This window comes from Frigoribacterium sp. CFBP 13729 (assembly GCF_014841875.1).
GTDB lineage: Bacteria > Actinomycetota > Actinomycetes > Actinomycetales > Microbacteriaceae > Frigoribacterium.
Genome location: NZ_JACYUR010000008.1, coordinates 1 through 24,488 on the forward strand (window position 1 = coordinate 1; position 24,488 = coordinate 24,488).

Annotated in this window: 16 protein-coding genes; 11 read left to right on the forward strand and 5 right to left on the reverse strand. The window is 73.7% G+C overall.

What is annotated here, in order from left to right; translation table 11 throughout:
• Window positions 1-255: 255 nt before the first annotated feature.
• Complete coding sequence (locus tag IFT77_RS15480; protein WP_192170542.1) at window positions 256-2,409, reverse strand: aldo/keto reductase; 2,154 nt, start codon at window positions 2,407-2,409, stop codon at window positions 256-258.
• A 122-nt stretch (window positions 2,410-2,531) separates the two neighbouring features.
• On the opposite strand from IFT77_RS15480, the gene IFT77_RS15485 reads away from it, so the two are divergent.
• Window positions 2,532-3,521, forward strand: coding sequence for a LacI family DNA-binding transcriptional regulator (locus IFT77_RS15485; RefSeq protein ID WP_192043221.1), 990 nt, complete (start codon window positions 2,532-2,534; stop codon window positions 3,519-3,521).
• 168 nt (window positions 3,522-3,689) lie between these two features.
• Here IFT77_RS15485 and IFT77_RS15490 read toward each other — a convergent pair whose 3' ends face one another.
• The gene (locus tag IFT77_RS15490; RefSeq protein WP_192170543.1) at window positions 3,690-8,912 is read right to left on the reverse strand and encodes a glycoside hydrolase family 3 N-terminal domain-containing protein; all 5,223 of its coding nucleotides are present in this window, start codon (window positions 8,910-8,912) and stop codon (window positions 3,690-3,692) included.
• A gap of 316 nt (window positions 8,913-9,228) precedes the next feature.
• Here IFT77_RS15490 and IFT77_RS15495 point away from each other — a divergent pair, with 316 nt between their 5' ends.
• The 10 genes from IFT77_RS15495 (at window position 9,229) to IFT77_RS15540 (ending at window position 21,947) form a co-directional block, all read left to right on the forward strand.
• A complete protein-coding gene (locus tag IFT77_RS15495; protein ID WP_192170544.1) occupies window positions 9,229-10,245 on the forward strand; it encodes a LacI family DNA-binding transcriptional regulator in 1,017 nt (338 codons plus the stop codon).
• Window positions 10,246-10,382: 137 nt separating this feature from the next.
• Window positions 10,383-12,458 carry a beta-galactosidase gene (locus tag IFT77_RS15500; protein ID WP_192170545.1) on the forward strand — a complete coding sequence of 692 codons (2,076 nt, stop codon included), beginning with the start codon at window positions 10,383-10,385 and terminating at the stop codon, window positions 12,456-12,458.
• Window positions 12,459-12,565: 107 nt separating this feature from the next.
• Complete coding sequence (locus IFT77_RS15505; RefSeq protein ID WP_192170546.1) at window positions 12,566-13,861, forward strand: ABC transporter substrate-binding protein; 1,296 nt, start codon at window positions 12,566-12,568, stop codon at window positions 13,859-13,861.
• Window positions 13,854-14,828, forward strand: a complete 975-nt coding sequence (locus IFT77_RS15510) for a carbohydrate ABC transporter permease (protein ID WP_244638883.1) — start codon at window positions 13,854-13,856, stop codon at window positions 14,826-14,828. The genes IFT77_RS15505 and IFT77_RS15510 overlap by 8 nt, the downstream gene beginning before the upstream one ends.
• Entirely contained in the window at window positions 14,825-15,766 is a 942-nt protein-coding gene (locus IFT77_RS17595; protein ID WP_192043227.1) for an ABC transporter permease subunit, read from the forward strand. Before IFT77_RS15510 ends, IFT77_RS17595 begins: the two co-directional genes overlap by 4 nt.
• An 85-nt stretch (window positions 15,767-15,851) precedes the next feature.
• Window positions 15,852-18,071, forward strand: a complete 2,220-nt coding sequence (gene yicI / locus IFT77_RS15520) for an alpha-xylosidase (RefSeq protein WP_192170547.1) — start codon at window positions 15,852-15,854, stop codon at window positions 18,069-18,071.
• 221 nt (window positions 18,072-18,292) lie between these two features.
• Window positions 18,293-19,567: an ice-binding family protein gene (locus IFT77_RS15525; RefSeq protein ID WP_192170548.1), complete on the forward strand. Its 1,275-nt coding sequence runs from the start codon at window positions 18,293-18,295 to the stop codon at window positions 19,565-19,567.
• Window positions 19,568-19,680: 113 nt separating this feature from the next.
• Window positions 19,681-20,163 carry a MarR family winged helix-turn-helix transcriptional regulator gene (locus tag IFT77_RS15530; RefSeq protein WP_192043230.1) on the forward strand — a complete coding sequence of 161 codons (483 nt, stop codon included), beginning with the start codon at window positions 19,681-19,683 and terminating at the stop codon, window positions 20,161-20,163.
• A gap of 325 nt (window positions 20,164-20,488) precedes the next feature.
• The gene (locus tag IFT77_RS15535) at window positions 20,489-21,565 is read left to right on the forward strand and encodes a helix-turn-helix domain-containing protein (RefSeq protein ID WP_192170549.1); all 1,077 of its coding nucleotides are present in this window, start codon (window positions 20,489-20,491) and stop codon (window positions 21,563-21,565) included.
• Window positions 21,566-21,749: 184 nt separating this feature from the next.
• Entirely contained in the window at window positions 21,750-21,947 is a 198-nt protein-coding gene (locus tag IFT77_RS15540) for a hypothetical protein (RefSeq protein WP_123546943.1), read from the forward strand.
• Between the two features lie 146 nt (window positions 21,948-22,093).
• Here IFT77_RS15540 and IFT77_RS15545 read toward each other — a convergent pair whose 3' ends face one another.
• The 3 genes from IFT77_RS15545 to IFT77_RS15555 all read right to left on the reverse strand — a co-directional run bounded on the left by IFT77_RS15545 (window position 22,094) and on the right by IFT77_RS15555 (window position 24,427).
• On the reverse strand, window positions 22,094-22,513 hold the full coding sequence (locus tag IFT77_RS15545; protein ID WP_192170550.1) for a BLUF domain-containing protein: 420 nt from the start codon (window positions 22,511-22,513) through the stop codon (window positions 22,094-22,096).
• 197 nt (window positions 22,514-22,710) lie between these two features.
• On the reverse strand, window positions 22,711-23,175 hold the full coding sequence (locus tag IFT77_RS15550; RefSeq protein ID WP_192170551.1) for a hypothetical protein: 465 nt from the start codon (window positions 23,173-23,175) through the stop codon (window positions 22,711-22,713).
• A 280-nt stretch (window positions 23,176-23,455) separates the two neighbouring features.
• Window positions 23,456-24,427: a helix-turn-helix domain-containing protein gene (locus IFT77_RS15555; protein WP_192043234.1), complete on the reverse strand. Its 972-nt coding sequence runs from the start codon at window positions 24,425-24,427 to the stop codon at window positions 23,456-23,458.
• Window positions 24,428-24,488 lie beyond the last annotated feature (61 nt).

Below are 24,488 nucleotides of genomic sequence, written 5' to 3' on the forward strand. Positions count from 1 at the left end.
TGGTTCCCGGTGGGGAGTTGACAGGGGTTCGCCACCCTCGCTGGAAGAGTTTGGTGCGTTACCTGACCGTGACCTCGAGGGGGCGGTGGGCAGATCTGCGCGACCGGGCTGGCGCCTCCTCGGCTCACGGTCTCGGCATCAGCGTTCAGGAACCGAGCGTGCACGGGTCCTGAGTCGTGCACGGATCAGGACGAATAGGTCCTGAGTTGCGCGACTCAGGACCCATGTTCCTGAATGAGGAAAGACGCAGCCGGGTCAGCGCAGGTCGAGCCAGGCGACCTGCTCGTCCGAGAGCGAGACGCTGAGGCCGCGCATCGACGACCGGGCCTCCGAGATCGTGCGGGGCCCGAACAGCGGGAACGTCGGGAACGGCTGGTGCAGCACGTACGCCAGGGCGATCGCCGTCGCCGCGACGCCGTGCTCGGCTCCGAGCTGTTCCGCACGGCGCAGGCGCTCGAAGTTGTCGTCGCTGTAGTAGCAGCGGACGAGCTCAGCGTCGGTGAGGTCGTCGGGGCGGGCCCGGCCCGTGAAGAAGCCCCGCGCCTGCGACGACCACGGCAGCAGCGGGATCTGGCGCTGCTCGAGCCACCGCTTCGACTCCGGGTCGGTGACGTGCTCGCACCCGGCCCACGGCACGTCGTAGGCCTCGGCCAGGCCGAAGTGGTTCGACAGCACCGAGAACTCGGCGCGGCCGTGGGCGCGGGCCCACTCGTTCGCTTCGTCGACGCGGGCGGGGGTCCAGTTCGAGCCGCCATAGACGCGGATGCGCCCGGCCCGGCGGTGCTCGTCGAGCACGTCGACGAACTCGCCCACGGGGACGTCGGTGTTGTCCCTGTGCATCATGTAGATGTCCGCGTGGTCGGTGCCCTGGCGGTCGAGGCTCTCGAGCAGCTGGCGGGTCAGCGACTCAGGGTCGCAGTAGGGGGTGTGCGCGCCCTTGGTGATGACGACGACGTCGTCGCGGATGCCGCGGTTCGCGATCCAGCGGCCGAGCCGCGCCTCCATCTCGCCGTCTCCGTAGAGCCAGCCGGTGTCGAACGTGTTGCCGCCCTGGCTGACGAAGTGGTCGAAGATCGAGGAGGCGTGCGCCAGGTCCTGCTGGTTGTCGACTCCCATGACCAGCCGCGACACCTTCTTGCCCACCCCGGCGATCTCGCCGTAGACCATCGGTGCGTCGGGGGAGACGGCGAGCGGCCGACCGGCGACGGTGGGGATGTCGACGTCCTCGCGCTCGAACGGGTAGCGCAGGCCGATGGCGGCACGCCACTGGTCGAGCACGCGGGCGGTGCCGACGCTGTCGTCGAGGCTGATCTCGGCGGCCTCGCCGGTGCCGTCGCGCAGGGCGGCGATCGTCGCGGCGGCCTCGAGGCCGTAGGGCTGTGCCCCGGGGAACGACAGGGTGCGGGTCTCGCCGTCGACGGTGCGGACGGTCAGCTGCGCGTCGTCGCCGAACCACGGGTCGGTGAGCACGATGCTGCCCAGCGAGCCCGTGACGGTGGCGATGCTGGCGTCGTGAACGCGCACGCCGCAGCGGACGGCGGCGGTCACGCCGTCGCCGAAGTCGAGCTGGGCCAGCGTCCACTCGTCGACGCCGGTGGGGCCGAGCGTGCCCTTGGCGGTGACGGCGAGGGGCTCGGCGAACGCGCGCCCGCGAGCGGCCCCGACGACGGCGCGCGCCAGCGAGACGGGGTAGCCGCCGACGTCGAGGATCCCGCCGCCGGCCGTGTCGACGTCGAAGAGGCGGCCGGCGCGCTCGGAGGCGGCGAACGAGAACGCGGCGTCGACGTGCACGAGCTCGCCGATCGCCCCCTCGCGGACGAGCTCGAGCAGCGCCCGCGTCTGCGGGTGGAACCGGTACATGACGGCCTCGACGAGGGTCGCCCCGGCCTGGCGGGCCTCGTCGGCGACGGCCATCGTCGTGCCCGCGTTCGGCGTCAGCGGCTTCTCGCAGAGGACGGCCTTGCCGGCCGCGACGGCGTCGAGCACGAGGCGGGCGTGGGCGGTGTGCACCGTCGCCACGTAGACGGCGTCGATCGTCGGGTCGGCGAGGACCTCGGCGTACGTCCCGGTGCGCACGAGCGCGGTGGGGGCGCCCGCGGCGCCGTCCGCGTGGGGCGCCTCGCCGGCGGGCGCCGCGCCCTGATCGACAGCGAAGGCCGCGAGCTCGGCGGCGCGCCCCGCGTCGGTGCTGCCGACCGCGGCGAGCACCCCGCCCGACGAGGGCAGCTGCGAGACGAACTTCCGGGCGATCGAGCCGGCGCCGAGCACGGCCCAGCGGGCGGCGGCGCCCGGCTCGGCCAGGCGGTCGGAGGCCGAGGACGCAGCGGTCGAGGAGGCGGCAGGGGCCGAGGAGGCGGCACGGGCCGAGGAGGCGGCGGTCGCGTCGGCGGGAGTGCGGAGGGGAGACATCGGTGTCCTTCACAGGGTCGGCGAGCACCCGGCGAGCGAGCGGGCGGTCGCGGGGCCGTGCAGTCGAGCGAGCGACCGTGAACGTTCACGGCCATCGACGACGCTACCAGTAACCTCAGGGGGTGACGACTGCCGACCCCCGCCTCCCTCGCCCTGCCACGATCCTCGACGTGGCCCGGGTCGCCGGTGTCTCGCGCCAGACCGTGACCCGTTCGCTCAACGGCCTGCCCGACGTCAGCGCGGCGACGCGCGAGCGCGTGGTGCAGGCGGCCCGCGACCTGAACTACCGGCCGAACCGAGCGGCCCAGGGCCTGGTGAGGGGCCGGCAGATGACGGTCGGGCTCGTGCTCGACGACCTCCGCAACCCCTACTACCCGGAGGTCGCGTCGGAGTTCAGCCGGGCCGCGACCGCACGCGGCTGGGGAGTGCTGCTGTGCGACCTCGGGCACGACGCCTCCGTGGCTCGGGAGAGCCTCGCGTCCCTGGTGCCGCGCGTCGACGTGCTCGTCTCGCTCATGCCGCTCGGCGACCTGCGCGAGCAGGTCGCGGGAGTCCCGACGGTCGAGGTCGACACCGATCCCGACGGAGGCGCGCAGGGCGTCATCGAGATCGAGACGCGGACGGCCGTGCGCAGCGCCCTCGACCACCTCAGGGCGGCGGGCCGCAGCCGGGTCGCGATGATCGACTCCGGCGTCGAGGGCTCGGGGCGGGCCCTCGCCTACCGCGAGTACCTCGCCGAGCACGGCCTGGCGTGGAGCCCCGCCTCCGAGGTGCGGGTCGAGCAGACGCACGCCGACGGGGTGCGGGCGGTCGCGGAGCTGCTCCGGGCGTACCCGGACGCCGACGCCCTGCTCGCCTTCAACGACGTGCTCGCGATCGGGGCGCTGAAGGGCCTCGCGCGGCTCGGTGTCGTCGTCCCGGACGACGTCGCCGTCGTCGGCATGGACGGGCTCGACCTCGGCTCGCTCGTCACCCCGGAGCTGACCACGCTCTCGATCGACAAGGCCGAGCTGGCGCGCGTCGCGGTCGAGGTCGTCGCCGACATGCTCGCCGGCGCGGAGCCGCCCCGGCGCCGCGTCTCGCGCACGCTGCTGCTGCGAGAGTCCGCGTAGCGCGCTCCGCGCCGCCCCGCCGCGCCCCGCGGGTCCCGTGCCCCTCGCGCCCCCTCAGTCGTCCCGTGGGCGATGAACCGCGAACCGAACCATGAACCGCGACAAAACGCGGTTCATGGTTCGGAACGCGGTTCGAGGAGACGCAGCGAGCCGAGCCGTCCCGTCCGGCTACTCGTCGCCGAGGGCGCCGAGGCGGCGGCGGCGCAGCGTGAGCCACGCACCGACCGCGATCAGCAGGAGCGCCGCGCCGGCGATGCCGACCCAGGCGTCCGAGCCGGTGAACGCGAGGCCGTCGCGGCCGGCCACGGCCACCGCGCCGCCCGACCCGCCGCCGACGCCTGCGCCCGCGCCCGGCGTGCCTGAGCCCGGAGCGCCGCCGCCCGGCGTGCCCGCACCCGGCGTGCCGCCGCCCGGCGTGCCCGCACCCGGCGTGCCGCCGCCCGGCGTGCCCGGGTCGCCGGGGTCGCCCGGCCCTGCCGCGGCGAGCACCGTCAGCGTCGCCCGAGCGAGCTGCCCCGCACCCTCGAGCTCGACGACGTGCGCCCCCGGCTCGAGGTCGGCCGGCACGACGAACCGCAGCACGCCCACCCCGGCGACGGTCGCGGTCGTGTCGCCGATCGACTGCGGCTCCGAGAACACCGTCCCGGCGAGCTCCTCGCCCGCGACGAACCCGGTCGCGGTGATCGACACCGTGTCGCCCGGACGTGCGGTGGCCGGCGAGAGCGTGCCCGGCACGACCGTCTTGGCCGGTTCGACGACGCCGAGGTCGACGCCCAGCACGGTCGCGAGGCGTGCGAGCGCCACGTCGGGCAGCCCGCGCTGCAGCGCGTTCTCCGCGTCGGCGGTCAGCGCCGCCGCGCCGACACCCGCCGGCCCGGCGGCGGCCGTGCCGTCGACCATCGCGTCCTGCGCGAGGTCCCGGGCGACCGACACGAGGTCGTCGGCCGCGCTCATCGCGTCGAGGTCGGTCCCCGAGAACGGGCCCACCGCGGCGAGCAACGAGCGCAGGAGGCGCGCGACGGCGTCGGCGTCACCGCCTGCCGCCGTCCCGTCCGCGCCCCACACGTCGCCGTCGAGCACGTCCTGCACGCCGTCGCGAGCCGCGCCCGCCGGCAGCGACGCGACGAGCGCCTCCAGCCGGTCGCGCGCGCCGTCGGTGCGCAGGCCCCAGCCGTACGGGTACAGCGGCGAGTAGTCGGCGTCGCCCACGTTGATCGGCACCTGGTCGGCGCTCGCGGCCCAGGTGACGGGCAGGCGCCCGGCGAAGGGCAGGCGGCCGAAGAGCACGTCGGCCACGCCGGCGCCCTCGGAGCCCGGCAGCGACGACGCGACCACCGCGTCGGCGAGCCCGACGACGTCGCCGAGCAGCTGCGGGCGGCCCGACACGACGAGCACGACGCACGACGAGGTGGCGGCGCAGACCTTCTCGACGACGGCCTGGTCGGCCGGCGTGAGCGACAGGCTCGAGCCGTTGTTGCCGACGTCGCCCTGCCCCTCCGCGTAGGGCCGTTCGCCGACGACCACGACGCCGGTCTGGTCGGCGCGGATCGGCTCGGTGGCGCCGGGGCTCACCGTGACGGCCGCGCCGGGCGCGACCTCGCGGATGCCCTCGGCGATGCTCGTGCCGGTCGTCGTGTCGCCCGACCCGCCCTGCCAGCTGATCGTCCAGCCGCCCATCTGACGACCGAGGTCGTCGGCGCTGGAGCCGGCCACGTAGAGGTCGGCGTCCGCTGCCAGCGGCAGGGCGCCTCCTGCGTTCTTCAGCAGCACCTGCGACTCGGCCGCGGCCTGGCGGGCCACCGCGCGGTTGGCGGCGCTGCCGACGCCGTCGACGTTGGTGCGGTCGGCGAAGGGCTGCTCGAACAGGTTCAGGTCGAACTTCTGCGTGAGGATGCGCCGCACGGCGTCGTCCACCCGCGACTGCGACACGGCGCCCGTGCCGACGGCCGCGACGATGCTGTCGATGAAGGCGCCGTAGTTGTAGGGCGCCATCGCCATGTCGAGCCCGGCGTTCACCGAGCGGACGGCCTTGTCGGCGTAGCTGCCGCCCGGCAGCTTGTCGATGCCCTCCCAGTCGCTGATGAGGAACCCCTGGAACCCGAGGTCGCCCTTGAGCAGATCGGTGTTGAGCGCGGCGTTCTCGTGCATCCGCACGGGCCCGTCGCCGAGGTCGACCGCCGAGTACGACGGCATGATCGTGCCGACGCCGGCCTCGAGGGCAGGCAGGTACGGGTCGACGTGCAGCCGGGTGAAGTCCTCGAGCGACTCGGCCTCGGTGACGCCCTGGTCGATCGGGTACGCGCCGGTGCCGACGACGGACTCGTCGTACGTGGTGCCGCCGTCGCCGGCCCAGTGCTTGGCGGTGGCCAGCACCTCGTCGGCGCCGCCGATGTCGGTCGGGTCGTCGCCCTGCAGGCCGATCACCGAGGGGGCGGCGAAGGTGCGGACCAGGTCCGGGTCCTCGCCGAACGACTCGTAGCTGCGGCCCCAGCGCTCGTCGCGCGAGACGCAGAGGCAGGGGGCGAAGGTCCACGGCACGCCGGTCGCGCGCACCTCCTGCGCCGTGACGCGGGCGATCTGCTCGACGAGCGCCGGGTCGCGGGTCGCGCCGAGGCCGGTGTTGTGCGGGAAGATCGTCGCCCCGACCACGTTGCTGTGGCCGTGCACGGCGTCGACGCCGTAGATCATGGGGATCTGCAGGCGGGTCGAGAGGGCCTCGCGCTGGTAGCCGTCGACCATGTCGGCCCAGGCGACCGCAGTGTTGCCTTGGGGCACCGAGCCTCCGCCGCTGAGCAGCGAGCCGAGGGCGCGTCCGCTGATGTCGCTCGGGGACGACAGCCCGAGGCGCTCGGCCTGGGCCATCTGGCCGACCTTCTCCTCGAGGGTCATCCGGCCGAGCAAGTCGGCGACGCGCTCGGCGGTCGGCAGCGACGCGTCGAGGTAGGGCAGGTCGTGCGCGCCGATCACGATGCGCGGGCCCTCGCCGACCTTGGCCGTGGTCGACGCGAGCGTGAGCTGCAGCTCCTTCGACTCGGCCGGCCCCGAGGAGGCGCGGGTCGTCACGCTGATCGTCTGCACGGTCCCCGAGGGCGAGCCGGCCGGGAACGTCGCCGTGCCCGAGGCCGCGTCGTAGTCGACGCCCTCGACGGCGGTGCCGTCGGCGGTCGCCCAGTCGACGACGACGTCGGAGGCGAGGGGCTCGTCGCCCGCGGTCGACAGGGTGAGCGGCACCTCCGCGGTGTCGCCCGCGTCGACGAGCCACACGTCCTGCGTCGAGTCGACGGTCACGGAGGCGGCGGTCGCGGGCGTCCCGTAGACCTGCGTGTCGTCGATCGCCCAGCCGACCGGCGCCGGGGTGCCGGGGGCGAAGGTGATCGAGTAGCCGAAGGCGCTCGTCAGGTCGAGGGTGCCGTTCTTCGTCGCGTCGTCACCCGGCTGGTAGCCCGACGGCGTGAACGACGAGAAGGGCAGCTCGACGAGCTTCCAGCGGCTGGTGCTGCTGCCCCAGTTGTCCTTGAAGGTGGCGGCCCAGAGCTCGCTGGTCTCGGCGGTGTCGCCGCCGCCCGCGGGGTCGCCGTCCTTGATCTCGACCTTGAGGTCGGCGCCGGCGGTGGGCGAGGCGGGGTTGTTCGCCTGGGAGGCGTACCACCAGAACCGCAGGCCCTGGTAGCTCGACCAGTCCTGCGCGTCGGCCAGGTCGTGGCTGAGCCCGCCGTAGCCGCCCTCGGGGATCGAGTACGTGCCGCTCAGCACGTGGTTGTCGGCGACGCCGCCGCGCTCCTGGGTCGTCACCTCGCGGCTGATGGTCGGCTCGAGCGGCGCGGGGGAGCCCCACGTGAAGAAGCCGACGGGGTCGGCCCCGGTGGTGAGGTCCACGTCGCCCTCGAAGTCCTCGATCATCGTCGCGCGGTCGAACACGGCGACGTCGTCGAACAGCCAGGTGCCGGCGCCGAGGGCCGTGAGCGTCACGGCGAAGCCGGTCGAGGCGGAGGGGTCGAAGCGGGCGTCGCTGGTCGGGGCCGTCTTCGAGCGGAGGTCGGCGAACAGCACGCTGACCTCCTTCCAGTCGGCGCTGTCGTCGATGACGGTCTGCTCGAAGAGGGCGTCGTTGCCGTTCTTCAGCTCGTACCGCAGCGGCAGGCCGGTGGCGTTCCCCTTGAACCAGAACGAGAAGCCGTCGTGGTCGCTCCAGTCGGTGGCCGCGGTGTCGTGCGCGAAGCCGAACCAGTCCGCCTGCGTGGTGGGCCCCGCGACGGCCGCGCTGAGGACCTTCGCGCCTGCGCCCGACGATCCCGCACGATCGGCCGCGACGGTGCTGAGCGTCGGCGTCACCGGTGCGTTGGCGCCCCACGGGAAGTACCCGGCGGGCACGTCGCCCTCGAAGTCGTCGATCACGGTCGTGGCGCCGACGTTCGGCAGCGCTCCGGTCGGCGTGACGGTGACGGCCAGCGTCGACCGCGCCCCGAGCGTCACGGGGTCGCTCGGCTCGGACAGCGTCAGCGTGAAGGCGCGACGCGGGCTGAGGCCGCCCGTCGACAGGGTCGTGACCACGACGGAGGCGGTGGTCTCGCCGGGTGCGAAGGTCACCTCCTGGTCGACCGCCTCGAAGTCCGTGCCGGCGACGGCGGTGCCGTCGGTCGACCGGACGCGCGCGGTGACCGGCTCGGTGCTCGCGCCCGTCAGGCTGAGCCCGACGGCGAGCGGCTGCCCGGCGGCGACCGTCGCGGTCGACCGGTCGAGGGTGACCGCGCGCGTCTGCGACTCTCCGAAGACCTGCAGGCCGAAGGCCGAGTAGCCGTACCAGTGCTGGCGCGGCAGGTCCCAGGTCGCGGACGCGCGCTGCAGCATGCTCAGCCGCACGTAGCGGGCCTCGACGGGCGCGTCGGGCGTGCCGACCGCCTCCTCGTCCCGCTCGCCGTCGCTCGTGACCGTCTTCGCGACGGTCCAGCTCGCCTCGAGGGCAGGGTCGCCCTGCGTGGTCTCGATCCGGTAGCTCGACGCGTACGAGTCCTCCCAGTCGATGCCGATCGAGTCGACGCGGGCGACGCCGCCGAGGTCGACCGTGACGGAGGCGGTGAAGGGGACGTCCTCGTCGGGGCCGTTGCCGCTCGCCCAGCGCGTGGTCGCGTCGCCGTCGATCAGGGCGTCGGCCGGGAAGGTGCCGTCCTTGTCGGACTGCGACGCCGAGGCGACGACCGTGCCGTACCGTGCGAGGTCGATCGGCGCGGCCGCGGCGGCGACGGCGGGCAGGCCGCTCAGCAGCAGGGCCGAGACGGCGGTCAGCGCGGCGGGGCCGAGCAGGCCGCGGGCGTGGTGCCGGGAGCCGGGTGAGCGCCCCGAGGACGAGCCGGCGGTGCGAGGTGAACGAGTGCGGACAGGACCGACGGCCACGATTACTCCCTTGTAATCACGAACTGACGCGGGACAGTCCACGCCGCCACGTCGTCGTGGCCGCGTGCTGTCTCGAGGCAGGACCGCCCTCGCCGGCCCCGCGAACGGGGGCCAGGGGCGGATCGGCTCATCGTATTCACACAGGCGGCGCAGGGGCAAGGGCCCGGTCCCCCTCTAGCCCCACTGGCGCTCCGCGCGGCTGCGCGGCCCTTGCGTGAACGTTCACGGTGACTTAGTCTCAGGTCCGACAGGGCAGTCGAAGCGCTTCACCACGATGCCGTGACCAGACGCACGACGACTCGACGAGGAGGCCGAGATGACCACGATCCACGACGTGGCGAAGGCCGCCGGCGTCTCGATCAGCACCGTCTCGTACGCGCTCAGCGGCAAGCGGTCCATCCGGGCCGACACCCGCCTCCGGATCGACGCCGCCGTCCGCGACCTCGGCTACCGCGCCAACGCCGGAGCCCGGATGCTGGCCGGCACGCGGACGAACATCCTCGCCCTCAGCGCCCCGATGCACGCCGAGACGCACCCGCCCGCGTTCATGTCGTTCGTCGTCGCGATCGCGACCGCGGCCCGGCGCCACGACTACGACATCCTGCTGCTGACCGAGGCCGACCCGCTCGAGGGCCTCCGCCGGGTGGCGTCGAGCCAGCTGGTCGACGGCGTCGTCCTGATGGACGTCGACACCGACGACGCCCGCCTCCCGCTGCTGCGCGAGCTCGACCTGCCCGCGACGGTCGTCGGCGTGCCCCGCGACACGACCGGCCTCGTCTGCGTCGACTTCGACTTCGAGGAGGCGGCGCGCACGTCGGTCCGCCACCTCGCCGACCAGGGCCACCGGTCGATCGGCATGGTCGGCCACGCCGCGGCGCTCTACGAGCACGGCTCGAACTTCGCGCCGCGGTTCCGCGACGCCTTCGTCGCGGCGATCGAGGATGACCCCCGCGGGCTGCGCGGCGCCGTCGCCCACGCGCCAGCGCCCGGCGACCCGCGCGACGCGGTCGAGGTGCTGCAGGAGGCGCTGCCCGACCTGACCGCGCTCGTCCTGAACTGCAACGAGGGCGCCCACCGCGCCGTGCTCCGGTCGCTCGCCGCACGCGGCCTGCGCGTGCCCGACGACGTGTCCGTCGTCTCGGCCTGCTCGAGCTTCGACACGGCCGAGTTCGTCCCGGCGCTCGACGTCGTGCCGCTGCCCGCCGAGGAGTCGGGCCGCCGCGCGGTCGAGCTGACCATGGCCCAGCTCGACGGCCGGTCGACGGATCAGGTGCAGCTGATCGCGCCGACCTGGATCGCGGGCCGCTCGACGGCGGAGGTCACCGTCTCCTGACTCCTCGACGCACCTGACGCTCGACGGCCCGTCGTCGAAGCGCTTCGACGCCGCATGGCCGCCCGCGACCACGACGACCCGCCCGCACCGCCCCCGACCCGCCACCCACCACACCGACCCCCACCGAGAGGCCCCCGATGTCGACGCTGACGTCCCGCTCCCGCGACCTGCCCGAGCCCCGCACCTTCCCCTGGATCACCGACGGCCTCGCCCTCGGCGGCGACTGGTCGCCCGAGCAGTGGCCCGAGGAGCTCTGGGCCGACGACGTCGCCCTCATGCGCCGCGCCGGGGTGAACAGCATCAACCTCGCCGTCTTCTCGTGGGGCCTGCTCGAGGTCGCCGACGGCGAGTTCGACTTCGGCTGGCTCGACCGCGCGATGGACCTCCTCGCCGACGCCGGCATCGGCGTCAACCTCGCGACGCCGACCGCGGCGCCGCCGATCTGGCTGTTCCGGGCTCACCCCGAGATCGGCCTCGTCACCGACCGCGGCGTGCGCGTCTCGCAGGGCGGCCGGCTCGGCTGGTCGCCGAGCTCCCCGGTGTTCCGCCGCTACGCGCTGCGGCTCGTCGAGACCATGGCGGCCCGCTACGCCGACCACCCGGCCCTCCGCCTCTGGCACGTGAGCAACGAGCTCGGCAACGAGAACTCGCACTGCTTCAGCGACGAGACCTCGGCCGCCTTCGCGACCTGGCTGGAGGCACGGCACGGCACGGTCGAGGCGCTGAATGCGCACTGGGGCTCGGCCTTCTGGGGCCACCGCTACACGTCGTTCGACCAGGTCGAGGCACCCCGCTTCACCGGCACGAGCCACAACCCCGGCCTGCTGCTCGACTTCGAGCGCTTCAGCAGCGACGCCCTGCTCGGCCACTACCTCGCCGAGCGCGAGGTGCTGCGCCGCGTCACGCCCGACGTGCCGATCACGACGAACTTCATGATCCAGAACCACCCGGGCGTGCACGACTACGCCGGCTGGGCGCGCGAGGTCGACCTCGTCGCCAACGACCACTACACGATCGGCGTCGACCCGGAGCGCTGGGGCGAGCTGGCCTTCAGCGCCGACCGCACGCGCGGGATGTCGCAGGGCGAGCCGTGGCTGCTGATCGAGCACTCGACCTCGGCCGTCAACTGGCAGCCGCGCAACCGCGCCAAGTCGCCCGGCGAGCTGGCCCGCAACAGCCTGGCGCACGTCGCCCGTGGTGCCGACGGCGCCCTGTTCTTCCAGTGGCGCCAGTCGACCGCCGGCAGCGAGCAGCACCACTCGTCCGTCGTGCCGCACGCCGGCGCCGACAGCCGCGTCTACCGCGAGGTGGAGGCGCTCGGCGCGACCCTGCGCCGCATCGGCGCCGTGCGCGGGTCGACCGTCGAGCAGGCCCGCGTCGCGATCCTCTTCGACGAGATCAGCCCGAACGCGCTCCGCTCGGGGAACAACCCCAGCGTCGACGTCACGGCGCTCGACCAGCCGCTCGCCTTCCACCGCGCCCTCACGCGCAAGGGCGTGGCCGTCGACGTGGTCGCCCCGACGAGCGACCTCTCCGGCTACGACCTCGTCGTCGTGGCGACCCTCTACCTGTGCCCCGAGGAGGCGGTGGCCGGCCTCGAGCAGGTCGTCGCCCGCGGCGGCACCGTCGTCGTCACCCCGTTCTCCGGCATCGTCGACCGGCACAACCGCGTCGTCGAGGGCGGCTACCCCGGCGTGCTCCGCGAGCTGCTCGGGGTGCGCTCCGAGGAGTTCTACCCGCTGCTGCAGGGCGCCGAGGTCGAGCTGTCCGACGGCCGCCGCGGCCGCGTCTGGAGCGAGCTCGCCGAGCCCCGCGCCTGGGGCGACGCCGCTGCCGGCGCGGCCGCCACGGTCACGAGCACCTACGTCACCGGCCAGCTCGCGGGGCACCCCGCGACCTTCCGCCGCGACGCCCCGAGCGGCGGAGCGGCGCTCTACCTCACCACGCACCTCGACGACGCCTCGCTCGCGGCCCTCGTCTACCACCTCGTCGCCGAGCAGGGGATCGCGCCCACCGCGGCCGGCGACGACGGCCTCGAGAGGGTGCGCCGCACCTCCTCGACCGGGTCGTGGCTCTTCGCGATCAACCACGGCGACGTCGACCAGCAGGTCGAGGCGACCGGCATCGACCTCGTGTCGGGCCAGCCCGCCGACGGCTCGTTCACCGTGCCCGCCGGCGCGGCCGCCGTGATCGAGGAGTCCCCGGCCCGCTGACCCCGACACCCCACCCGAGAACCCTCCGCCGACCCGTCACCAGGGCGGCACCCGCACCCGCACCGCACCCGTACCGCACCGCACCGCCCGCGTCGAAGGAGATGCAGATGAGACACCCGAAGACCGTGAGGGCCGCAGCCCTCGCGACCGTCCTGATCGGGGGAGCCGCGCTGAGCGGCTGCTCCGCCGTGGGCGGCGACGACGTCGTCCGCCTCGAGTACTGGGGCTGGGGGGTCGGACAGACCGAGCAGGTCGCCCTCTGGAACGCCGCCAACCCGGACGTCCAGGTGCGGCACACCGACGCAGGAGGCGGCACGGACTCGGCCGCGAAGCTCCTGACCTCGAGCCGGGCCGGCAACGCCCCCGACGTGGCGCTCGCCGAGTACACGACGATCCCGTCGCTGGTGATCGCCGACGTGCCCCGCGACATCACCGACCTCGTGGCCGACGTGGACGACGCGTTCACCGAGGGCACCTGGGCCCAGACGACCTTCGGCGGCCAGGTGTACGCGCTGCCGCAGGACGCCGGGCCGATGGTGCTCACCTACCGCGCCGACCTGCTCGCCGAGACGGGCCAGGCCGTGCCGACGACGTGGCAGGAGTTCGGCGCCGTCGCCCGTGCCGTGCACGAGCAGCGGCCCGACACCGTGCTCGCGGCCGTCCCGGCCGGGGAGCTCGGCTTCTGGGCCGGCGTCTCGGCGCAGGCCGGCGCCGACTGGTGGTCGGTCGACGAGGACGGCTGGACGGTCGGCATCGCCGACGAGCGGATGCTCGAGGTCGCCGACTTCTTCGAGCAGCTCGCCGCCGACGGCTCGATCGACACCGACCCCGTGCTCTCGCCCGAGTACAACAAGCGCGTCAACGACGGCACGATCGGCGGCTGGGCCGCGGGCATCTGGGCGCCGAGCGTGCTCGGCGGCGTCGCCCCTGACACCTCCGGATCGTGGGAGATCACGCCGCTGCCCGAGTGGACGCCCGGCGACGCCGCGGTGCCGTTCCAGGGCGGCTCGGCGCTGATCGTCACGAAGAACAGCGAGCACCCCGAGGAGGCGGCGGCGTTCGCCAAGTGGATGAACACGAGCACCGAGGGCAACCAGTCGCTGCTCGACGTGCGCGGCGTCTACCCCGCGTCGATCGAGGGCCAGGAGCTCGCGATCGGCAACGCGCCGCCCTCGCTGATGCCGCAGCAGACCGAGTTCTACGACGTGGCCGCCGAGGTCTCGGAGGACGTCCTCCCCACCACGTGGGGACCCAACGTCGCGCTCGCGACGACCACGCTCACCGACGAGCTCAACGCCGCGATCAGGGCAGGCACCCCGTGGCGCGACGCCTTCGTCGCGACCCAGGCCGTCGTCGTGGCCGACATGGAGGAAGTGGGATACCAGGTGACCACGAATGGCTGACACCGCGCTGCGCCCCGAGATGACGCACCCCGTGACCGCGAGCCCGGCCCCGCGCCCGGCACGCGGCCGACGCCGGAGCCCGCTGGCTCCCTACCTGTTCGTCGCGCCGGCCGTCGTGCTGTTCGTGGTGTTCATGCTGATCCCGCTCGGCTACACGATCTGGTCGAGCCTCCGGGCCTACCGGATCGAGGAGGGGGCGTCGGTGCTCGGCGTCCGCGTCGACCGCTTCGTCGGCCTCGACAACTACGTCGCCGTGCTGCAGGACGCCGAGCTGCTCGCCAGCTTCGGCCGGCTCGGCATCTACGGGGTCATCGCGGTGCCGCTGACGCTCGGGCTCGCGCTGCTCTTCGCGCTGCTGCTCGACGTGCCCGCCGTCCGCGCCAAGCGGTTCGCGCGCACGGCGATCTTCATCCCCTACGCCGTGCCCGGCATCACCGCGGCGCTGCTCTGGGGCTTCATGTACCTGCCGAGCACGAGCCCGTTCTCGTACGTGACGAACGCACTCGGCTGGGGGCCGATCCCGTTCCTCGAGGCCGATGGCCTCTTCGGGTCGCTCGCCAACATCGCCATCTGGGGCGGCGTCGGCTTCAACATGATCATCATCTACACCTCGCTCCGCGGCATCCCCGCCGAGATCTACGAGTCGGCCCGCCTCGACGGCGCCAGCGAGCTGCAGGTGGCCCTGCGCATCAAGGTGCCGCTCGTCGTGCCCGCGCTCGTCCTCACCGGCGTCTTCGCGCTGATCGGCACGCTGCAGCTGTACGGCGAGCCGAACACCCTCCGTCCCCTGACCACCGAGATCACCCAGAGCTGGGCACCGCTGATGACCATCTACCGCGACGCGTTCCTGACCGACGACCTCCCGTCGGCCGCCGCCTCCTCGACCATCCTCGCGCTCGGGACGGTCGCCCTGTCGGCGATCGTGCTCGGCGTCGCGAACCGCCGCCGGAAGGAGGGCGTCTCGTGACCGCCCTCGACACGCGCCGCGGCGCCCGTGCCGAGGCCGACACCGGCCGAGGAGGCGCGGGCACGGCCGGCAGGACCACCCGCTCGGGCGGCCCCTCGCCCCGAGCGAGCCGCCGGGGCAAGCTGCTGCCCACGATCGTGCTGCTGATCGGCGCGTTCTACTGCCTCGTGCCGGTGGCGTGGGTGTTCGTCGCCTCGTCGAAGTCGCCGGGCGAGCTCTTCACCTCGTTCTCGTTCGCCCCCGGCACCGGCCTGCTCGGCAACCTCGGCGACCTGTTCGCCTACGAGGGCGGCCAGTACGGGCTGTGGGCCGCGAACTCGCTGCTCTACGCGGGGGTCGGCGGCGTGCTGTCGACGCTCGTCTCGACGATGGCGGGCTACGCGCTGGCGAAGTTCGCGTTCCGCGGGCGCGACCTGATCTTCTTCATGATCCTGGCGGGCGTGCTCATCCCGGGCATCACCCTGGCGATCCCGCAGTACATCCTGCTCAGCGAGATCGGGCTGGCGGGCGGGCCGATCTCGGTGCTGCTGCCGATCATCATCAGCCCGTTCGGCATCTACCTCTCGCGGGTGTTCGCCCAGTCGGCGGTGCCGCAGGAGATCCTCGAGGCGTCGCGGATCGACGGCGCGGGCGAGTGGCGGATCTTCCGGCACATCGTGCTGCCGATCATGGTGCCCGGCATGGTGACCGTGTTCCTGCTGCAGTTCGTCGGCATCTGGAACAACTTCCTGCTGCCGTTCGTGATGCTCAGCGACCAGGCCGACTACCCGCTCACCGTCGGCCTCTACACGCTGCTGTCGAAGGGGTCCGGCGCCCCGGCGCTGTACTCGCTCGCCATCACCGGGGCGGCCGTGTCGATCATCCCGCTCACGCTGCTCGTGCTGTTCCTGCAGCGCTTCTGGCGGCTCGACTTGATCTCGGGAGGGCTGAAGGGCTGATGACCGAGCCGATCCGCACCTCCTCGGCCGTCGCCTCGCCGGCCACCTCCTCCCCGCACCCCGCGCACCCGGAAGGCAGCACCGCATGAAGTTCACCGACGGCTACTGGGAGATCCTGCCCGGCGTCACCGCGCTGTACGCCCAGGAGGCGCACGACGTCTGGGAGCAGGACGGCGGCCTCGTCGCCTACGCCCCGACCAAGCGCATCGCCGGGCGCGGCGACACCCTCAACCGGCCGATGCTCACCGTGTCGCTGTCGTCGCCGGCCGAGGGCGTCATCCGCGTCCGCATCGACCACCACCAGGGCGCGCGCGGCCGCGGCGGGTTCGACCTGCCCGGCGACGACGGCTCGCGGGTCGGCGAAGTCAGCGTCGTCGACGGCGTCGGCACGCTCACCTCGGGGGCGCTCACCGCGACCGTGGGCGAGGGCGCCCCCTGGTCGCTCGAGTTCAGCTCGGGCGGCGAACGGCTGACGGGGTCGGGGCACCGCTCCGTCGGGTACGTGACCGACGCCTCCGGCCGGTCGTTCGTGCACGAGCAGCTCGACCTCGGCGTCGGCGAGCACGTCTACGGGCTGGGGGAGCGCTTCGGGCCGCTCGTCAAGAACGGCCAGACCGTCGAGATCTGGAACGCCGACGGCGGCACCTCGAGCGAGCAGGCCTACAAGAACGTGCCGTTCTACCTGACGAACAAGGGCTACGGCGTACTCGTCGACGACCCCGGCGCGGTCTCGTTCGAGGTCGGCACCGAGTCGGTCGAGCGCGTGCAGTTCTCGGTCGAGGGCGAGTCGCTCGAGTACCTCGTGATCGCCGGGCCGACGGGCAAGGACGTGCTCGAGCGCTACACCGCGCTCGCCGGCCGGCCCGCCCTCGTGCCGGCCTGGAGCTACGGCCTCTGGCTGACCACGAGCTTCACGACCGACTACGACGAGGCGACGGTCACGTCGTTCATCGACGGGTTCGCCGAGCGCGACCTGCCGCTGTCGGCGTTCCACTTCGACTGCTTCTGGATGCGCGAGTTCAGCTGGACCGACTTCGTCTGGGACCCGCGCGCGTTCCCCGACCCCGACGCGATGCTCGCCCGCCTGCACGACAAGGGCCTGCACGTCTGCGTCTGGATCAACCCCTACATCGCCCAGCGCTCGCCGCTCTTCGCCGAGGGCGCCGCGGCGGGCTACCTGGTGACGAAAGCGAACGGCGACGTCTGGCAGTGGGACATGTGGCAGGCCGGCATGGCGCTGGTCGACTTCACGAACCCGGAGGCGGTGGCCTGGTACCAGGGCTACCTGCGGCAGCTCACGGCGCAGGGCGTCGACTCGTTCAAGACCGACTTCGGCGAGCGGATCCCGACCGACGTCGTCTGGCACGACGGCAGCCACCCCGAGGCGATGCACAACCTCTACGCGCAGCTCTACAACCGTGCCGTGCACGAGGTGCTCGTCGACGAGCGCGGCGAGCGCGACGCCGTCGTCTTCGCCCGCTCGGCGACCGTCGGCGGCCAGACGATGCCCGTGCACTGGGGCGGCGACAACTCGTCGAGCCACGTCTCGATGGCCGAGACGCTGCGCGGCGGCCTGTCGCTGTCGATGGGCGGCTTCGGCTTCTGGGCGCACGACATGGGCGGCTTCGAGGGGCTGCCCGACGCGGGCGTCTTCAAGCGCTGGCTCGCCTTCGGCCTGCTCTCGTCGCACTCGCGGCTGCACGGGTCGAGCTCGTACCGGGTGCCGTGGCTGTTCGACGACGAGGCCGTCGACGTCACGCGGTCGTTCACGAAGCTCAAGCTGTCGCTGATGCCGTACCTGTTCCAGGCGGGCGTCGAGGCGCACGAGCGGGGAGTGCCCGTGATGCGTCCGATGGTGCTCGAGTTCGACCGCGACCGCGCCGTCGTGCACGTCGACACGCAGTACATGCTGGGCCCCGACCTGCTCGTCGCGCCGGTGTTCTCGGTCGACGGCACCGTCGAGGTGTACCTGCCGCACGGCCGCTGGACGAACTGGTTCACCGGCGAGGTCGTCGAGGGCGGGTCGTGGCGCACCGAGCGGCACGGCTTCGACACCCTGCCGTTGTACGTGCGCGAGGGCGCGGTCGTCCCGGTCGGCGCCCGCGACGACCGGCCCGACTACGACTACCTCGACGGGCTCACGCTGCACGTGTTCCCCGGTCCCGACGGGGTACGAGAGGTCACCGTCACGGACCAGGCGACGGCCGAGCCGACCGTCTTCCGCGTCGAGAGGCGAGGAGGCGCGGCGGAGGTGACCGGGCCCGAGGGCGCGACCCTGCCTGCTCTGGTGGTGCGCGCCTCCTAGGCCGCCGTCCCGACTGCCGGCCCGGGCTGGCCCTCGACCGGGGGCCAGTCCGGGTACGGGGCGACGCCACCGGTCGGGGTACGGCCGGTCGGACGCCAGCCGAGAGAACCAGCACGATCATTGTGCTTGTCGTGGATCAGGCGTATATCTCGAGCAACGGGGAACATCAGCACGTCCGACACGTGTGCTCTGGTGCCTCCTCTCCGCAGTCAGGTGCCGCGATGGCCCGCACGACGTCCACCCTCCCTCTCTCGCGGACGGCCGTCGTGCTCGGCGTCGCCGCCGCCCTCACGTTCACGGCCGCGCTGCCGGCCCAGGCCGACACGGTGATCCCGGGCCCGGTGGGGCTCGGCACCGCTGCGACCTACGGCGTGCTCGCGAGCTCGGCGATCACCAACACCGGCGCCAGCGTCGTCGACGGCGACATCGGCGTGAGCGCCGAGGGCGCGATCACCGGGTTCGACCCCGCGACGGGCCCAGGCGTGATCGCCGCGGGAGGCGTCGTGCACGTCAACGACGCCGCCTCGGCCCAGGCGCAGGCGGACCTCACGACCGCCTACGACGTCGCGCGGTCCCTGACCCCCCAGGAGTCCGGCATCACCGAGCTGGCCGGTCGGTCGCTGACCCCCGGCGTCTACTCGGGCGGCGAGGTCGCGCTGTCGGCCAACGGCGCCCTGACCTTCGCCGGCACGGCCGAGTCGGTCTGGGTCATCCAGGCGTCGAGCTCCCTCACCATCGGCTCGGCGACGACGATGATCCTGCCCCCGGGCGCGAGCGCCTGCAACGTCTTCTGGCAGGTCGGCAGCTCGGCCACCATCGGTACGGGATCGCAGTTCCGGGGCACCGTCCTCGCGCAGACCTCCGTCAGCGTGAACGACGGCACGACCGTGATCGGCCGTCTCCTCGCCCGCACCGGCGCCGTGACCTTGATCAACGACGCGATCACCGTGCCGGAGGACTGCGCGGCCGGCGACGTGACGAGCAACCCGACCATCACCTCCGGAGCGCCCACCACGGCCACGGCGGGCAGGCCCTACACGTTCCCCGTGACGGCCAGCGGCGCGCCCTCGCCGACCTTCACGGTGACGGCGGGCACCCTGCCTGCCGGGCTGAGCCTCGACTCCGGCACCGGCGTCATCTCGGGCACGCCCACGACGCCCGGCTCGACGACCGTGACGATCACCGCGTCGAACGGCGACGCGCCCGACGACAGCGAGACGTACGTGATCACCGTCGACGCAGCGGCGGTCGTGCCGCCGATCGTCGTGCCGCCCGTCACGACGCCGCCCGTCACCACGCCGCCCGTGACGCCCGTCGTCCCGGTCACGCCCGTCGCCGACCGCACCCGCGGCCAGCTCTCCGCCGGGCGCCTCGCGAACACCGGCGCCGAGAGCACGGTGCCCGCACTGCTCGCCGGGCTCGCGCTGGTGTCGGGCGTCGCGCTCGTCGTGACGGCCGCCACGCGTCGCCGCCGCGGCGCGCACGTCGCTCGCTGAGGCGACCTGGCTGACCTGCTTCGGCCGGGGCGGAGCCGCAGGTGTGCTTGCATGGGCGCCTGCGCTCGTCCTCCGCACGACACGGACGCTCGCGGCCCGATCGAGAAGTCCCCATGACCGACGAGACGACCGAAGGCGACAACGGCGTCCTCGCCGCCATCCACGCGATGCAGGACGCCGAGGCCCTCTTCCGGGCGCGCCTCCGCAAGAAGCTGGGGATCGGGGCGAGCGAGCTCGCCGCCGTCCAGTTCCTCGCGCGGCTCGAGCTGCGCGGTGCCGACGCCCGCCCCGTCGACGTCGCCGCCCACCTCGGCATCTCGACGAGCGCGATGTCGCCCGTCGTCGTGCGGCTCGAGGGACGGGGCTACCTGGTCCGCCGGCCCGACCCGGCCGACGGCCGGGGGATCCGGCTCGCGCTGACGCCCGCGGTGCACGCCGCCGTGCTCGCGGCCGCAGGCGGCGACAGGCTCGGGGCCCTCGCGGAGGTCGCCGGCCTCGGCGACGTCGAGTCGCGCCGACTGGTCGTCCTGCTGGCCGGGATCACGTCGGGCTACGACGACGGCGCCGCGCCCGACGTGCTGCTGCCCGCGAGCTGACCGGGCCGGCCGGGCCGTCCCGCGGTCGCCGCGCGCGCCTCCCTCGCGGGGCCTCTGGCCGTCCCGTCTCGTTCCGAGCATCCCGTCGCACCACGACGAGACGGGATGCTCGGGACGAGACGGGACACGGGTGCGGCTGATCAGGCCCGTGCTCGGGGGTGGTGACGCGGGGTCGTCGGTGCGAGAGGATGGAGCCGCTTCATCCGTGCCTGCACCTCCGTGCCCGCGCATCTGTGACGAACCGGCTCGCCGGGACGTCCTGACAGAGGCGGGCCCGTCTCACCAGCGATGGGCGCAGGCCGGGAACGGACCAGGAGAACCACTCATGACCAGCACCGAGACCGTCGGATCCACCGGGACGACCGGCACCGCCAGCACCAGCGCCGCCGACGCCAGCGACCTGGAGGCCCGTCTCCCCGGGCACATGGAGGACTCCGCCGCCGTCGAGCCCGAGGCGGAGCCGCGCTTCGAGAAGGTCCAGTTCGCGACCGACGACCTCGAGGAGGCGCGCAGCAGCCTCGAGAGCGTGCTCGACGGCCGCCAGTTCCGGGCACGTCTCGCGGGGGAGCCGTTCGTCTCGCGCTTCGCCTCCGCGGGGGACTCGCGCGTCAGCCTGCAGACCGGCACCTTCACCGCGCACCTCCAGGGCGTCATCCCCTGGTCGCGCGACTACGTGATGTCGTGGTTCCGCTCGGGCTCGGTGACCGTCGACTACCCCGTCGGGCAGCTGACGAGCGAGGGCTCGCGGCCGTTCCTCACGCCGAGCGAGACCTCGTTCGCGTTCTCGATGACGCCGCACCGACACGGGATCGTGCACGTCGACGCGGCGTTCCTCGAGGCGGTCGCCAGCGAGCGGCACGCAGGGCCGCCGCAGCGGATCGTCTTCGACTACGCCGCCGTGCCGACCGACGAGGCGCTCGCCGCGTGGCGGACGACCCTCGGCGAGGTCACCCCGCTGATCGTCGGCGAGGAGACGCCCGCGCTGGCCCGGCACGCCGCCCAGCAGGCGCTCGTCCGGGGCATGCTCGACCTGTTCCCCTGGCGGGCGATCGACGTGCCCGACGCCCTGCGGACCGAGCGCACCCGCCGCCTCCGCCAGGCCGCGGAGTACGTGCACGCCTACGCCGACCAGGCCATCACCTCGGCCGACATCGCGACCGCGGCGGGCATGCACACCCGCACCCTGCAGCTGCTGATGAGCGAGCACCTCGGCTCGAGCCCCACCAACTACGTGCGGCACGTGCGCCTGGACCGGGCCCGGCAGGACCTGCTCTCGTCCGAGCCCGGCTCGGTGCTCGTGTCCGACGTCGCCCGCAAGTGGGGCTTCGGCAACCTCGGCCGCTTCTCGGCGTCGTACTCCGCGCGGTTCGGCGAGTACCCGCGCGACACGCTCGCGCGCTGAGCGCGCTGACCGGGGCGGTCTCGGACGCGCCCTCGGTGCCCGGCCCGCGCCTCCTGCGGTGCCCGGCCCGCGCCTGCCGGACCGTGCTCGCGCCTCCTGCGGTGCCCGGCCCGCGCCTCCTGGGTGCGGTGGTTCACAGCGAGCTCGGGGTGCTCTCGCGGGGGCCGGGCGTACGGTCCGCGACATGAGCACCGACGACAAGTCCGACGAGACCATGACCAGCCCGATGATGGACGGCGCCGAGGAGGCGACGGCCGAGGAGAAGACGGACGGCCTGTCCGAGCAGGCCGACGCCGACCACCGCGACGGAGGCGGCACCGGCAGCCGCGAGGGCGACGTGCGCGAGCGCGCCGCCCAGCACGACGCGCAGTCGGACGTCTAGCCCGCGAGGTCGCTCGGCCGTGGCCGCGGCCGCGGGCACGTCACCCCGAGCTACACCCCCGATCCCGCACGACACCTCGCGTTCAGGGGGTGTAGCGCCGGTTCGGGGGTGTAGCTCGTCGTCGGCTGCGGCGGGCGCGGGCGTGCTCAGGCGCCGGCGGGCACCGGCGCGCGGAACCAGTCGAGCAGGGCACGCACGGCGGGGTCGAGGTCGACCCGACTGCGTTGGTCGTCGAGTGCCGCACCGGTGACGTCGGCGTAGCCCGGGATCGCCTCGGCGAGTTCGTCGGTCGCCGGCCGGTAGCCCATCGACCAGTCCGCGAAGCGCCGCTCCTCGATCGGCTCGCTCAGCAGCACGGCCAGGTCGGTGTGCCTCGGGTCGGCGGCGATCACGTCGTAGCGGGCCTGCACCGCGGCGTCGGGACCCTCGAGCACCTGGACGAAGCGCCCCTGCTTGTGCATGAGGAACCCCGAGAGCCCCAGCCGGCGGTTGTTCGCACGGCTGTTCATGAGCAGGGTGGCGAGGTCGCCGTCGTCGAAGGGGGTGCGGGCGGCACTGGTGTACACGATCGAGAGCATGGGGGCCTTCCGAGGGGGTCACTCGAGCTTGCCTGCTCCGCAGCGTGCCGTCACGCCCCAGAGCGGGGGCTGCGCCCGGCCCTCAGCACCCGCCCGCACCCTCGGGATCCGCGTACGCCCCCGGGGCGCGCGCGATGGGCGCCCGCGGGTGATGCGGGTGCGGACGACCCGATGCAGGGGCGCCGCTAGTTCGACGCGACCTCGGAGGCGGAAACGTCGTCGGCTGCGGTTTCGCGGCGACGCGTCCGGCGACGGCCCCGTAGCAGGATGAGCGGGTACGCGAGGGTGCTGGCGAGGCAGAGGGTGACTCCGGTCCAGACGACGTGCGCCGCGAGGCCGTCGAAGACTGCCCCGAACAGGAACGACAGGCCGATCGCGAAGGAGGTGAGCAGCAGCGAGAGGACCGGCTCGAGCCACGCCGGGCCGAGCAGTGCGGCTCGTGAGATGTCGCGTCCCTCGACGGCACGGCTCCGGGCGTCGTCCAGCCGGTCGCGGATCGTGAGGCCGATGACGGGGCCCCAGAAGCAGACGACCGCGGGCTGGCCCACCTGCGACACGGCGATCACGACGATCGAGGCCACTGCCCCGGCGACGTACCACCGCGGGAACACGCGGCTGATCGGGACGGCGCGTCCGGGGCCGTTGGTCACGCCGAGCTCGCAGTCGTGGGCATGCCGCCACGTTAGCCGCGCCGTTGCTGCTGCGCGCCGCCACGTCGAGCTGGGCGCCTTTCGAACCCGCGCAGCCGTCGAGCCGCGCGCGCCCGTCGAACCGCGCACACCCCTCGAACCCGCGCGCGCCCTGCGGCGCGCACGGGGGTGTGCGCGGGATCGGCGGGTGTCGACGCAGGAGGACGCGGCACCAGGGGCTGGCGGCTGGCGGCCGGCCGCCGGGCTCGCGCCGCGGGTGCCGCCCGCCGGCCACGCGCCCTCAGCGCGCGAGCGTGTCGCGCGGGTACTCGCCGACGTGGTCGGCGTAGCTGGCGGAGAAGCGGCCGAGGTTGCCGAAGCCCCAGCGGCGTGCCACGGCGGCGACCGTCGTCTCGTGCGGCGAGGCGGCGAGCAGGTCGGCCCGCACGCGATCGAGTCGGACCTGGCGCAGGTAGGCCGACGGCGACGTGCCGAGGTGTTCGCTCATCGCGAGCTGCAGGCTGCGGGTGTGCAGGCCGACGGCAGCCGCGACGTCGGAGGGGCTGATCGCCTCGGCCGCGTGCGCGTGCAGGTACTCGAGGGCGTGCCGCACGCGGACGGTGCCGGGCGTGCGGAGCGAGCGGGGGACGTCGACGACCTGCCAGCGCCAGGTGCGGAGCACGGCCCGCGCCGTGCTCAGCTGCGCCTCGAGCCGGAGGAGGGGAGGGACGACCTCGCCGACGACGGCCTCGGTGGCCCCCGCCATCGTCGTCCGCCAGTCGGCGATCGCCTCCGCGCCGGGCGCGCTCGACGTGTCGAAGGCGACGCGCTGGGCCGGCCCGCCGTGCAGCTCGGTCGCGGTCTGCTCGAGGAACGCGGTGCCGAGCCGGACCAGGTGGCTCTGCCGCGGCCGGAACTCGAACTGGAACGAGTCCTCGGCGGGGATGAGGAACGGCGTCGACCCCTCGGTGCGGTACGCCTCCGACCCGCGACGGACCGTCGCCGACCCGCTGCGGAACCACATGACGAAGTGGGTGTCGGGGAAGGGGATCTCGCCCTCCATGTGCCCGCTGAAGTGCGACGTCTGCAGGCTGACCCGCTCGTCGCCCGCCGTGACGTAGCGGTACGAGAAGGGCGCGCTGGAGGGGCGTGCGTCGAACCGGCGCCCGCCGTGGTGGTCGGCGCGGCTGCGCAGCACCTCGTGCAGGTCGGTGCCCTGCTCGACGGCACGGCTGTACGCCGGCACGTCGAGGCGCACGGACTCGTCCGACATCGGGGATCGTCTCGTCTCTGCAGGGGTCTGGGCAGGAAGAGCTGCATCGTGCCACACGCCG

What these genes read in the sequence shown, in the direction of transcription:
- IFT77_RS15505 (WP_192170546.1), top strand. Translation starts at nt 12,566, where the DNA reads ATGAGACACCCGAAGACCGTGAGGGCCGCAGCCCTCGCGACCGTCCTG.
- IFT77_RS15535 (WP_192170549.1), top strand. Translation starts at nt 20,489, where the DNA reads ATGACCAGCACCGAGACCGTCGGATCCACCGGGACGACCGGCACCGCC.
- IFT77_RS15510 (WP_244638883.1), top strand. Translation starts at nt 13,854, where the DNA reads ATGGCTGACACCGCGCTGCGCCCCGAGATGACGCACCCCGTGACCGCG.
- yicI (WP_192170547.1), top strand. Translation starts at nt 15,852, where the DNA reads ATGAAGTTCACCGACGGCTACTGGGAGATCCTGCCCGGCGTCACCGCG.
- IFT77_RS15555 (WP_192043234.1), bottom strand. Translation starts at nt 24,427, where the DNA reads ATGTCGGACGAGTCCGTGCGCCTCGACGTGCCGGCGTACAGCCGTGCC.
- IFT77_RS15525 (WP_192170548.1), top strand. Translation starts at nt 18,293, where the DNA reads ATGGCCCGCACGACGTCCACCCTCCCTCTCTCGCGGACGGCCGTCGTG.
- IFT77_RS15480 (WP_192170542.1), bottom strand. Translation starts at nt 2,409, where the DNA reads ATGTCTCCCCTCCGCACTCCCGCCGACGCGACCGCCGCCTCCTCGGCC.
- IFT77_RS15530 (WP_192043230.1), top strand. Translation starts at nt 19,681, where the DNA reads ATGACCGACGAGACGACCGAAGGCGACAACGGCGTCCTCGCCGCCATC.
- IFT77_RS15500 (WP_192170545.1), top strand. Translation starts at nt 10,383, where the DNA reads ATGTCGACGCTGACGTCCCGCTCCCGCGACCTGCCCGAGCCCCGCACC.
- IFT77_RS15495 (WP_192170544.1), top strand. Translation starts at nt 9,229, where the DNA reads ATGACCACGATCCACGACGTGGCGAAGGCCGCCGGCGTCTCGATCAGC.
- IFT77_RS15540 (WP_123546943.1), top strand. Translation starts at nt 21,750, where the DNA reads ATGAGCACCGACGACAAGTCCGACGAGACCATGACCAGCCCGATGATG.